Consider the following 10,680-nt stretch of genomic DNA (forward strand, 5'->3'; position numbering starts at 1 on the left):
CTTTTCTCCTCAGTCCTCATTCAATCCGAGCGGCCTGCCGTGGCCTGTGTCTGCATCCGTTGCGTGCTTTGAGATTACGTAGCCGAGCGCAGAGGTGTCAGAACAAAACTGCCGCAGATTTGCCTGATCCTCTCGGGCTTGCGGGCGGATCTTTCCTGTAATGGCTCAACCGGCCGTGACGGTCATGCCGCCGTCGGCCATAACCACCGAACCGACCATGAAGCTGGCACGATCCGAGGCGATGAACGCGACCACTTCGGCGATTTCTTCCGGTTGTGCCGCACGGCCGATCGGCGCGGCCTCGCCGTGTTGGGCGAGAAATGCCGGGCCATCGTCGACTACATTGTTGAGGATGTTGGTCACCACATCTCCGACGCCGACGGCATTGACGCGGATGCCGTGGCCAATGACTTCAAGCGCCAGGGTGCGCGTCAGTTGCGCGAGTGCGCCTTTGGAAGCGGTGTAGGCGGCGATGGTGGGGAAGGCGAAGTAGGAGGCGTAGGACGCGATGTTGACGATCGAACCGGATTTATTCGGCATCATCGCCTTGACCGCTTCGCGGCTATGCAGAAATGCCGCCGTGGCATTGACCGCCTGAATGCGCTCCCAGTCTTCGCGAGTCATGTCGATGACCAGCTTGTTGATGATGATGCCGGCGTTATTGACCAGAATGTCCAGTCGACCAAATTGCTCGACGGCCAATGCGACCGCGCGTTCAGCGGCCCCGTCCTGAGTGATGTCGGCTACCAGTGGTACCAGCCCGGGGCGAGCCAGCGCCTCTACCTCAGGGCTGATATCTTCGGCGATGACTTTGGCGCCGCGGGCATGCAGCAGTAGTGCGATGGCCTTGCCGATGCCACTGGCCGCGCCAGTGATCAGAGCCACTTTACCGGCCACTTCGTTTGGTGTGCTGTGCTTGATATCGGTCATGATGTTCTCCAGCATTTTGATCGAGTAGGGATTGGCCGGGTCGGCGCCCGCAAGGCGCTGTCATCGGCGACGGGCCTACTGTCTCGCAGCGGGGCGAGGTCGGCTTTCGGGAGATTGCCCCGGCTGTCGGGGTTTTGCGCTGAATCTCAGCAAAAGGGCATGTTCATGACCAATACCGGGCAAACGGCGTTGCAACAGAAGTCCACTTCCTCCCAGGACTTGCGCATCACCGGGCAGTCGATGGGAGACTACCTGCCGGGCGAGCCGCAGGCGTTGCCAGCGTGTCCGGAAATCAAGGACATCGTGATCCGGTTTTTTACCCATGGCAGCGTGGTTGAACCCATTCTCGTGCCTGCGGTGGTGGAACCGCTGCTCGTCCTGGTTCTGGCGGGGTCGGCGAGGGTGGAGGAGCGCGTGCCGGGTGGCGAGTGGGAAGCGGCGGAGGTCAGCGCGGGCGATTTTTTCCTCACCAGTTCCGACGAGCCTTATGAGATGCGCTGGCAGACTCAAGGGGCCGACACCTTTGAAGTCATGCACCTTTATCTGGGGCTGCCGTTGATCGAGCACGCGTCGCGTGAGTTGTTGGGGGATTACGGGGGAGCTGTGCGTTTGCGTGATATTTCCGGGGCACGCGACGCGCGCGTCGCGTTTGTCATGGAGCAGTTGCGCACCGAACTGGTTCTGGAGCGCTCGCCCAGCGCTCTGTTTGCCCGCTCGCTGGCACAGGCGCTGGCCGTACATCTGGTGCGCAGCTATCGCGCCGAGGCCCGAGGCGGACGTCGGAGCAACGCTTTGCAAGCCTACAAGCTGCGCAAAGTCACTGACGCCATGAGTGCGGATCTGGGCGCTGAATTCAGTCTGGCAAAGCTGGCCAGACTGGCCGAGCTGAGCGAGTACCACTTCAGCCGTCTGTTCAAGCGTGCGACGGGTTTTTCGCCTTCGCAGTACTTCATCCGCTTGCGCATGATTCGCGCGCGGCAGCTGTTGCTCGAGACCGGGCGCAGTGTCATCGACGTCGGCCTGGAGGTCGGCTATTCAAGCCCCAGTCACTTCTCTCAGGTATTTCGTCGCGAGGTGGGCGTAACGCCCAGCGAGTTCCGTGGGGCTTGAGCATCGCTGCTTTATCTGTTTTGCAGATTGATGCACACCGACACGAATAGGCAAAAGTTGCGCAGGTTTCGGCACGCGCCGAGCAGGCATGTGCCCTTAATCTTTTCGACGTACCCCGCAGCAACGCCCGCAACTTCAGCGGTCGCTGCTGAACTTAAATGCTGAGAGCAGGAGCTACGGATATGTCGAACATTCACAACAAAGTCGTGCTGATTACCGGTGCAAGCAGTGGTATTGGCGAAGCGGCGGCCAGGCTGATCGCCAGCAAAGGTGCCCATGTGGTACTCGGTGCCCGCCGTACAGAGCGTCTGGACCAACTGGTCAGCGAGATCCGGGCCGAGGGTGGCTCGGCCAAGGCCCGCGCACTGGATGTCACCGATCTGCAATCCATGCAGGCGTTCGTGACGTTCGCCAAGGCGCAACATGGCAAGATCGACGTGATCATCAATAACGCGGGCGTGATGCCGCTGTCTCCCCTGGCCTCGCTGAAAGTCAATGAGTGGAACCAGATGCTCGATGTCAACGTGCGCGGGGTGCTGCATGGTATCGCTGCGGTCTTGCCGGACATGCAGGCGCAAGGGTACGGGCAGGTTATCAATATCTCGTCGATTGGCGGTCTTGCGGTCTCTCCAACCGCCGCGGTGTACTGCGCGACCAAATTCGCCGTCCGCGCCATCTCGGATGGTTTGCGCCAGGAAACGGACAAGATTCGCGTCACGGTGGTGTGCCCGGGTGTCGTCGAGTCGGAACTGGCCGATACGATTTCCGATGAGGAGGCACGCGAGGAAATGAAAGCCTTCCGGCGTGTGGCGCTCAACGCCGACGCCATTGCACGAGCCCTCGCTTATGCCATCGAACAGCCCGACGATGTTGATGTAAGTGAGATTGTGGTACGTCCGACGGCCAGCCCGTACTGAGCCATCCTGGAAGGCAATCGCTCTCAGGCTCAAAGCAGTCGTGCATCAACGGCTGCTTTGGGCCGCTTCATTTTCGAGGCCGCAACGAAAACCATCTGTCGCGCCGTCAGTCGCCGCCGCTGAACACTCCAGAACCGCAGCCCTCTACCGACTTACAAGTCCGGGGGTAATGACCATGAGCGACATTCGCAAAGAGCAGGCGTTGGCCGCCTGGCGAAAATTACTGGAAGAGCCAGAGATCCGTATGGACGCCGAGGATCAATACGACGAGTTGCTGAAAATGGCCGACACCATGGAGCAGGAAGGGCTGATTACAGCAACAGAATGGCGCCAGTTGGTGCGCAAGGCCGGTGCGAGGTTCGCCCAGGCCACCGAGGGGCTTTCGGGCGGAACCTGAGAATTTGGCGGGGCAGGGCGCAGAGCGACGGTGCCGCATTGACAGCGGCAACTGTTGTTAATGGGAATCTGTATTAATTGCGAATAATTTTGTATAGCATGCGCGGGAGTTTTTTGGCGGATTCACCCCCTGCATTGGCCTATTCGTAAAGGTTTCCCTCTCCATGCGTCGAACCCTGCTTTCCATTTGTGTGCTGCAAGCATTGTCGCCTGCCTCATGGGCTGATCAAACGGGGGCATCACCCTCAACGCTGGAGCTGGACGCTACCGATGTCATCGGTACGGCGAATTACGAAAGGGCGGACGGCCCGGTGCAGGGTTATCGCGCGACGCGCTCGGCCAGCGCCACGCGTACCGACACCTCGATCCATGAAACTGCGCAATCGATCAGTGTCGTCTCGAAGGATGCGGTCGAAGATCTGGGCGCCACCCGATTGCAGGACGCGCTGGACTACGCCGGCGGCGTGGGGCGGGCGAACAATTTTGGTGGGCAGGGTCTGACCACGTTTACCGTGCGTGGCTTCACCACTGGCGAGTTCTATCGCAACGGTTTTCCGATCAACCGCGGCTATCCGAACATGCCGGATGCCAACACGATCGAACGCCTCGAAGTGCTGCGCGGCCCGGCCACCATGCTTTACGGTCGAGGTGATCCTGGCGGCACCTTCAACGTGGTGTCCAAGCAGCCGTTGCCTGAAAGCAGCGTTACCTTGGGCAGCCAACTCAACGATCAGGGCATGAAACGCGGCACGCTGGACGCTTCCGGCCCGCTCGACGAAGAAGGGCGTCTGGCCTATCGCTTGAACGTTGTGGGCGAGGGCGGCGATACTTTCCGCGATCATGTCGAAACCGAGCGCTACGGCATCGCACCGGTGCTCACCTGGCAGGCTACCGACGCGACCAAGCTGATTTTCGAAGGCGATTTCATGCGCAACAACGCGCCTCTGGATCGCGGCCTTACCCGTTACGCAAAACAGACGGGAACCGCTTCGCGCGACAGTTTTTTCGGCGAAAAAGACGCTGGCAAACTGCATAACGACAACAACATGGCGCAACTGCGTTTCGAGCACATGCTCAATGACGACTGGACGCTGGGCGGCGGGTTCCAGTGGCTCGACGGTTCGCTCAAGGGCAACGCAATCGAGGCCAATGGCATTGCCGATGACGGCCGCACTTTGGGGCGCAATTTCAACTATCGCAAGCTGGAGTGGACCGACAAGGATACCCAGCTCAACCTGACCGGGCATTTCGATACCGCGGGTTTGCAGCACACATTGCTCACCGGCATCGAGTACGAGGATTACGACTACAAGTCGATCATCCAGCGCTCCAGCGGCGCCGTCGGTGCGTACCCGATCGACATCTTCGATCCGGTGTACGGCCAGCCGCGCCCGGCGCTCACCCGCACGCCGACACACGACAAGGAAAACCTCAAGACGTATGCCGCGTTCGTGCAGGATCAGGTGGCGTTGACCGATAAACTCAAGGTGTTGGCCGGGGCGCGTTTCGAGCGCTTCGAACATGACTACGAAACTTACGTGCCCGGTGGCAACAGCTGGCAGGCCAGTGACAACGCGGTGACTCCGCGCATCGGCGTGACCTATGACCTGACCGAGACATTGGCGATCTATGCCGATACGGCGCGCTCTTTCAAGCCGAACACCGGCGCCAGTCGCCAGGGCGGAGGGTTCGAGCCAGAAAAGGGCAAGTCTTATGAAATGGGAATCAAGTGGGAAGCGCTGGATCAGCAGTTGAGCGTCGACGCGGCGATCTATCAGATCGAAAAACGTAACGTGCTGACCACCGACCCGGTTGACTCGACCTTCAGCGTTGCGGCCGGCGAGGTGCGCAGCCGTGGATTCGACGTCAACGTGGCCGGCAACCTGACGCCCGAATGGCGGGTGATTGGCGGCTACGCCTATGTCGATGCCGAGGTAACCAAGGACAACGTGCTGCGCTCTGGCACGCGGCTGATGAACATCCCGAAGAACAGCTTCAGCCTGCTGAACATGTATGAGTTCCAGGACGGCACCTTCAAGGGACTGGGCCTGGGCACTGGCCTCAAGTACGTCGACGAGCGCGCCGGCCAAACCGCCAACACCGCGTTTTCGATGGGCAGCTATACCGTTGTCGACTTGCTCAGCTTCTACAAGATCAATGACAAGGTGCGGCTCAATCTCGACGTGAAAAACCTCTTTGACCGTGATTATGAAGAGGGCGCATTCGGCAACGTCTATGCCTACCCGGGGGCGCCGCGAACCGTGCAGGTCGGCGTTTCCTACACCTTGTAGCAGGGTGGAGCAAAATTCTCACAGGCCACAAATGAAACAGCCCTGAATATTCAGGGCTGTTTCTTGTTTATCCGATAACGCTTGAAACGTTCTTGCTGTAGCCGCTGCCGGCCTCCGTCAGATTCGCGTAAAAGATACAGCCGATCAGTCTCGCGAACAGGCCTAACGTGTCTGCCAGATCCGGGTCATCGAAAATCACCGCCCTGGAGTCCAACGCACACAGCGCGCCCCAAAGTTGTCCGTCAGGAAGGAAAATGGGCGCGCCTGCGTAGCTTTCAATCAAATATTGCTTCACCACGGGGCGTGTGGAAAATCTGCCGTCGCGACTTATCTGCGGCACGAAAAGCACCTGAGGGTCTCTGCGAAACTCACTGCACAGCGTGGTTTCCAATTCCAGCGTGTCGCCGGAGTTGATCCCAAGCTCGATCGGATCGTAGGCGGAACAGACGATCCAGTCCGTTTCGGTGAATTTCGCGATCGCCGCGAACCGCGTCCCGGTCATGCGTGTAACAAGCTGCAGAATATTGGTTGTAGCTTCAATTTCAGCGATAGAGGAACGTTCCTCTGCGCTTAGCAACGCTCTGTCAATGGTGTCACTGAGGGGCATGCATTGTTCTCCGGTCATGATTTTTTAAGTGGGCGACTGCTAAACGCTTTTGAAACTGCCCATTTTGATACTAAACAAAATGGATTCGTTCACATCAAAGGTTCCTGATGGCTGCAATAGCGAAGCGTCATTGGCGTGTGGCTTGAGGCGCCGTTATCGGCGGCGTAGCCTTGATCTCATAAATGTTGGATGTCGCATTGAATGAAAGGTGAGGAAAGTGGAAGGCGTAGTGTTGAGCGAAAAGATGCAACGTGAAGCTGATCGGCTCCTGGCGCAGATTGTCCGGGCAGACTCGATGATCATCGCCGTGAAGGCGGGGGCTCGTGCTGATGGCTTCGTGCTTGGGCTGGAAACCAGCGAGGTTCTGCGTGCCGGCGATGCTGAAAAGCTGTACGTCATTTTTGAAGCGGCTTTGGTCGAGCGGCTGAAAACGCTTTCTCGCAGTTGAGCTGCAGAACATTTATCCGCTTGAACTAACGATTGACCGGTAAGTCAGGGTAGTTATCTGCCACTCTGATTTTGAGGTTATTAATGCGCAATTACACCATCGAGTACCTGTTCAACGGCGAGTCCCGTACGCATCAACTCGCGTTGCAGCAGTCGAAGCTCTCCATTCACGACGCTGCCATGCATCTGCTGGAACTGCATTTTGGGGATGCTGAGAACAGTCTGATCATGCCAACAGCTGACTCGACTGCTGAAGAGATACTGGAGCAGGCCAGTCTGGTGGGTATTACGCAAATCGACGTGAAGGATGCGGGCGCTGACTGAGTTCTTCTTCGCTCGCCCCCGGCCCCTGCGCGCTGCCCAACCCTGCATTGACGATACTCACGTATACACTCAGGCGAGTTGACACGCAGTCGTTCGGAAATCGGGACATCAGCATCCTTGAACCGCCAGTTGGTTCCAGTGGACAGGAGGGTATAACTGAGGCAGGCGGCGAAGGCGTCCCAGGCCATGGCCGCGCTGTTGAAGGAGATCGCTATTGGTTTGATTGCTACAAAAAAGCGAGTTTGCTTGTGAGTGGGGCGGCTAATGGCCGATCTGTGGCGTTCGTGGAGGGCAGAAAACGGCCAAAAGCGGACATTCGAACTCGAGACAATACGATGAATAAGAAAGCAAGAATGACTGCATTTCTGCTCAGTAAAGTAGCAGCCCAACCTGTGCCTGGCCGAACGTTTGACCCTGATCGCATGATCCGAATCCCCGATTGTCATTCAATCGTCGAAGTACTTCGCCTCATCAAACATGGCGGGCCAGAATGGGCATATCGTTACGTCACGATGTACTTTTCCGGTCCATCAAATGCTTGGGCTCTGGTGTACTCGCTTCAGGACACCAGCGCCCCGTACTTTGATTTCATGTACACCTGCAAAGAGCCGCCTCAGAAGGCCCTGTCCGCACTGCTAGGGAAGTATCCACAGTGCTCTGTCATAGATTGGTCACCCGGACGCCTGGCCTGCATCGAAGCTCAGGGGTTGGATGTTGATACTCTTGCTGAAATAATCCGGGATGTAACTGAAGCGGCTTGCGATGAACACATCATGTTCGTCGATGCTTCGTATGAGGAAATGGGTAGAGCGTGACCCAAGAGCGGGTGATCGAGCTGAACTTCCCATTCTGGAAAATAAATCCGTCCCCTTTTCTGTCCCCTTTTCTAAATTTTTGCCGTTTAAAAATCGATTTTGCATCGTGCTTCAGCGGCCTGTATTCGTAATGTAAGACCAGACTCGAAGCACATGACAAGATGATGATCTGGTTGGATGTGATCTGTCAGGTAAAAGGCCTGTGTCTCTGCGTTGGACTCCACGGCTCCGATCGAATGAATAACACTATCGTCGCCATCGATTGGGTAATCATTCCGCCCACTTGATGAAAAGTAATCGACCTCATGGAAGCTGATAGTAATCTTGTGTGCTTCTTCGGTCGGCACCCAGGCTTCAGTCCGTCGAGTAAAGATGAGTACAGCCGACCTATCCATGATGTCGTAATTAATGGTGCTGGCGTGGTAGAAGTTATGAAGGTCATACGCACGGTTTTGAATCTCAACCTCAATATGCCCGAATTCGAAACCATGAAATTGCATGGGTAAGCCCTAATGATCTAACGGCAGGCGTGTATCGTACGGCATCGTCGCAATGACTGCTTTTGGCCGGAAACAGCCACTCATGACGTACTGCTATAACCACTTGCCGTTTTTGTGACCTTCCGCAAGTGGTTATACCAGCCAGCCCATGGCGCTAGAAACGGCACTCGACTTGCATGTCACTCTGTTCAACGCGACATAAGGGAATGAAATGAGGAAGGTGTGGCGTACAACCGGCAGCATTCACGAGAAGGATCTGCGTGCTGTATCTGATGGCGTCATACAACACGGGCAGAACTTGTCGCGCGGACATGGCGGAAATGCCGATCCCATAGCCTGCACGCTGATGGATGATGAGACCTTAGTTGGCGGTGTCACAGGTCGAACTGAGTTTGGCCGTCTTTTTATCAATTACCTATGGGTAGATGCTCCATGGCGTGGGCAAGGCATCGGAACCGAGCTATTGCACAGGTTTGAGGCACTTGCTCTGGAGCATGGATGCCATGAAGCGCTCATTGAGACCCTCGATGACAGCGTGGCGCACTGGTACAAGCGGTGCGGCTACCGACTTGTCGCACATCTTCCTCAGTACTGCGGACCTTGGAATCGCCACACGCTTTTGAAAGATTTGAAACCGGATCGCGATTACTGACCAAGAGCTTTCAAGATGTATGAGCCGTCTCAAGCCTGCTTCTGGCCGAAAGTAGCCGGTCGGCGCGCTGCATGTGTGAGGAACATTTCTTTAAGGGAAAACCCTCATTGTTGGGCCTACGTCTCGCTACTAGCATGAACCTCGGCAATCAGCCCATTCGTAGGAGAAACCCATGACTACCTTGCAGAGTGACGACAAGCGCCCCACTCCGGATCAGGCGGAGGACAATGCCTTTTTCCCCTCCCCACACTCGCTTAGCCAATTTACCTCGCCAAAATCTGATCTGAGTGATGCGGATTACGCTAATCCCTACCGAGGTGGCCGCTGGAAGATTTTGCTGATTGGCGCCGATGAGCGCTACTTACTGACCGACAACGGAACAATGTTTTCCACCGGTAATCACCCAGTCGAGACGTTGTTGCCCATGTATCACCTCGACAAAGCCGGTTTCGCGTTCGACGTTGCGACCCTGTCAGGCAATCCAGTGAAATTCGAGTTCTGGGCCATGCCTAGCGAAGATACCGAGGTAAAGGATTTCTACGCCAAATACCGTGAGCAGTTCAAAATACCTTTGAAGCTGTGCGAAGTGGTTGAGAAGGCGCTGGGGCAGGATTCGGATTACATCGGCGTTTTCATACCTGGCGGGCACGGCGCGCTGATTGGATTGCCGGAGAGTACCGACGTGAAAGCGGCTTTGCATTGGGCAATCACCAACGACAAATTTGTGATTTCCTTATGTCACGGCCCAGCAGCAATGCTCGCGGCGGGCATTGGTGAGTCTAGGAATTCCTACATATTCAACGGCTACAAGATCTGCGCATTTCCAGACAGTCTCGACGCAAAGACGCCCGACATAGGGTATATGCCTGGGCATCTGACGTGGAAATTTGGTGAGCAGTTGAAATCCTTGGGAGTTGAGATCATCAATCAGGATATTTCAGGTGCGACGCTCCAAGACCGCAAGTTGCTGACCGGCGACAGCCCATTGGCAGGCAACAATCTGGGCAAGTTGGCAGCTGAAGCATTGTTGAAAGAGGTTGCATCGGAGTGAGCGACGGGCCGGCCGAAACAGCGATGCGCGCTGCTCTGGAGATAGAGACGGCGCGCACGCTTGAATCAATCAAGAAATCCGTCAGGGGTTTCGCCACACCCTACGGTTATGATCGATTCGTGCTGTTTTCTGCATCGACGGCAAGTGAGGAAGTGGTTGAGCATATCTACTGGGTCGAAGGCGATTGGTTCGATAACGGTCAAGCGGTGGATGCCGAGACTTACGTTCGACATTGTCCGGTGACTCGTCACCTTTTGAATGCTCGGCAATCCTTCTTCTGGCAGAAAGAGCAGGTCAAGGGAGAAGAGCGTTACCGGATGATTCGTTCTCCAGGTGGACCAGGAATTCAGGGGTTGCAGGTGCCAGTTTTTGGTCCACAGGGGCTTGAGGGCGCAATGAGCTTGGGGGGGGAGCCGGTGGATGGGAGCGCGCGGATGCGCTTGGGACTCAGCCTGGTTGCGACGGCCGCTTTTTTCGCGGCTCGGCGGTTGCTTGAGGCGCCATTGGACGAAGCGTTAAGAACCCTTTCCCCGCGAGAGCGCGAAGTCATGGAATGGACGGCTGCCGGAAGACGGCAAGCGGATATTGCAGCGACTCTCGGTTTGTCGGAGCGTACAGTTGAAAATCACCTGCGCTCAGC

Annotated in this window: 13 protein-coding genes and 1 pseudogene; 10 read left to right on the forward strand and 4 right to left on the reverse strand. The window is 56.7% G+C overall.

Annotated features, from left to right (window positions below):
* Window positions 1-165: 165 nt before the first annotated feature.
* Complete coding sequence (locus H043_RS0122955) at window positions 166-930, reverse strand: SDR family NAD(P)-dependent oxidoreductase (RefSeq protein ID WP_027613835.1); 765 nt, start codon at window positions 928-930, stop codon at window positions 166-168.
* Window positions 931-1,095: 165 nt separating this feature from the next.
* On the opposite strand from H043_RS0122955, the gene H043_RS0122960 reads away from it, so the two are divergent.
* From H043_RS0122960 to H043_RS0122975, 4 genes are all read left to right on the forward strand, one after another.
* The gene (locus H043_RS0122960) at window positions 1,096-2,040 is read left to right on the forward strand and encodes an AraC family transcriptional regulator (protein ID WP_027613836.1); all 945 of its coding nucleotides are present in this window, start codon (window positions 1,096-1,098) and stop codon (window positions 2,038-2,040) included.
* 182 nt (window positions 2,041-2,222) lie between these two features.
* On the forward strand, window positions 2,223-2,957 hold the full coding sequence (locus tag H043_RS0122965; protein ID WP_027613837.1) for an SDR family oxidoreductase: 735 nt from the start codon (window positions 2,223-2,225) through the stop codon (window positions 2,955-2,957).
* A 175-nt stretch (window positions 2,958-3,132) separates the two neighbouring features.
* Window positions 3,133-3,354 carry a hypothetical protein gene (locus tag H043_RS0122970; protein WP_027613838.1) on the forward strand — a complete coding sequence of 74 codons (222 nt, stop codon included), beginning with the start codon at window positions 3,133-3,135 and terminating at the stop codon, window positions 3,352-3,354.
* Window positions 3,355-3,517: 163 nt separating this feature from the next.
* Window positions 3,518-5,644 carry a TonB-dependent siderophore receptor gene (locus H043_RS0122975; RefSeq protein WP_027613839.1) on the forward strand — a complete coding sequence of 709 codons (2,127 nt, stop codon included), beginning with the start codon at window positions 3,518-3,520 and terminating at the stop codon, window positions 5,642-5,644.
* A 67-nt stretch (window positions 5,645-5,711) separates the two neighbouring features.
* On the opposite strand, the gene H043_RS0122980 is transcribed toward H043_RS0122975, so the two are convergent.
* Entirely contained in the window at window positions 5,712-6,251 is a 540-nt protein-coding gene (locus H043_RS0122980; protein ID WP_027613840.1) for a GAF domain-containing protein, read from the reverse strand.
* 217 nt (window positions 6,252-6,468) lie between these two features.
* Between H043_RS0122980 and H043_RS0122985 the strand changes: the two genes are divergently transcribed.
* Complete coding sequence (locus H043_RS0122985) at window positions 6,469-6,699, forward strand: hypothetical protein (RefSeq protein WP_027613841.1); 231 nt, start codon at window positions 6,469-6,471, stop codon at window positions 6,697-6,699.
* An 83-nt stretch (window positions 6,700-6,782) separates the two neighbouring features.
* Window positions 6,783-7,022: a hypothetical protein gene (locus H043_RS0122990; RefSeq protein ID WP_027613842.1), complete on the forward strand. Its 240-nt coding sequence runs from the start codon at window positions 6,783-6,785 to the stop codon at window positions 7,020-7,022.
* Window positions 7,023-7,041: 19 nt separating this feature from the next.
* Here the strand turns inward: H043_RS0122990 and H043_RS30980 are convergent.
* A pseudogene (locus H043_RS30980) lies at window positions 7,042-7,186 on the reverse strand (LysR family transcriptional regulator); the annotation flags it as partial.
* Between the two features lie 171 nt (window positions 7,187-7,357).
* Here H043_RS30980 and H043_RS0122995 point away from each other — a divergent pair.
* A complete protein-coding gene (locus H043_RS0122995) occupies window positions 7,358-7,837 on the forward strand; it encodes a hypothetical protein (protein ID WP_049827940.1) in 480 nt (159 codons plus the stop codon).
* 86 nt (window positions 7,838-7,923) lie between these two features.
* On the opposite strand, the gene H043_RS0123000 is transcribed toward H043_RS0122995, so the two are convergent.
* Window positions 7,924-8,337 (reverse strand): hypothetical protein, encoded by a 414-nt coding sequence (locus H043_RS0123000; protein WP_027613844.1) that lies wholly within the window; start codon window positions 8,335-8,337, stop codon window positions 7,924-7,926.
* Between the two features lie 211 nt (window positions 8,338-8,548).
* Between H043_RS0123000 and H043_RS0123005 the strand changes: the two genes are divergently transcribed.
* The 3 genes from H043_RS0123005 to H043_RS0123015 form a co-directional block, all read left to right on the forward strand.
* Window positions 8,549-8,989 carry an N-acetyltransferase gene (locus tag H043_RS0123005; RefSeq protein WP_027613845.1) on the forward strand — a complete coding sequence of 147 codons (441 nt, stop codon included), beginning with the start codon at window positions 8,549-8,551 and terminating at the stop codon, window positions 8,987-8,989.
* A 172-nt stretch (window positions 8,990-9,161) separates the two neighbouring features.
* Complete coding sequence (gene hchA / locus H043_RS0123010) at window positions 9,162-10,040, forward strand: glyoxalase III HchA (protein WP_027613846.1); 879 nt, start codon at window positions 9,162-9,164, stop codon at window positions 10,038-10,040.
* 23 nt (window positions 10,041-10,063) lie between these two features.
* Window positions 10,064-10,680 (forward strand): PA1136 family autoinducer-binding transcriptional regulator (locus H043_RS0123015; protein ID WP_256214460.1); only part of this gene is annotated, 617 nt, incomplete at its 3' end.

Origin of the sequence: Pseudomonas sp. URIL14HWK12:I6 (assembly GCF_000514195.1) — a bacterium.
Lineage (GTDB): Bacteria > Pseudomonadota > Gammaproteobacteria > Pseudomonadales > Pseudomonadaceae > Aquipseudomonas > Aquipseudomonas putida_A.

What these genes read in the sequence shown, in the direction of transcription:
- H043_RS0122955 (WP_027613835.1), bottom strand. Translation starts at nt 930, where the DNA reads ATGACCGATATCAAGCACAGCACACCAAACGAAGTGGCCGGTAAAGTG.
- H043_RS0122960 (WP_027613836.1), top strand. Translation starts at nt 1,096, where the DNA reads ATGACCAATACCGGGCAAACGGCGTTGCAACAGAAGTCCACTTCCTCC.
- H043_RS0122965 (WP_027613837.1), top strand. Translation starts at nt 2,223, where the DNA reads ATGTCGAACATTCACAACAAAGTCGTGCTGATTACCGGTGCAAGCAGT.
- H043_RS0122970 (WP_027613838.1), top strand. Translation starts at nt 3,133, where the DNA reads ATGAGCGACATTCGCAAAGAGCAGGCGTTGGCCGCCTGGCGAAAATTA.
- H043_RS0122975 (WP_027613839.1), top strand. Translation starts at nt 3,518, where the DNA reads ATGCGTCGAACCCTGCTTTCCATTTGTGTGCTGCAAGCATTGTCGCCT.
- H043_RS0122980 (WP_027613840.1), bottom strand. Translation starts at nt 6,251, where the DNA reads ATGCCCCTCAGTGACACCATTGACAGAGCGTTGCTAAGCGCAGAGGAA.
- H043_RS0122990 (WP_027613842.1), top strand. Translation starts at nt 6,783, where the DNA reads ATGCGCAATTACACCATCGAGTACCTGTTCAACGGCGAGTCCCGTACG.
- H043_RS0122995 (WP_049827940.1), top strand. Translation starts at nt 7,358, where the DNA reads ATGAATAAGAAAGCAAGAATGACTGCATTTCTGCTCAGTAAAGTAGCA.
- H043_RS0123000 (WP_027613844.1), bottom strand. Translation starts at nt 8,337, where the DNA reads ATGCAATTTCATGGTTTCGAATTCGGGCATATTGAGGTTGAGATTCAA.
- H043_RS0123005 (WP_027613845.1), top strand. Translation starts at nt 8,549, where the DNA reads ATGAGGAAGGTGTGGCGTACAACCGGCAGCATTCACGAGAAGGATCTG.
- hchA (WP_027613846.1), top strand. Translation starts at nt 9,162, where the DNA reads ATGACTACCTTGCAGAGTGACGACAAGCGCCCCACTCCGGATCAGGCG.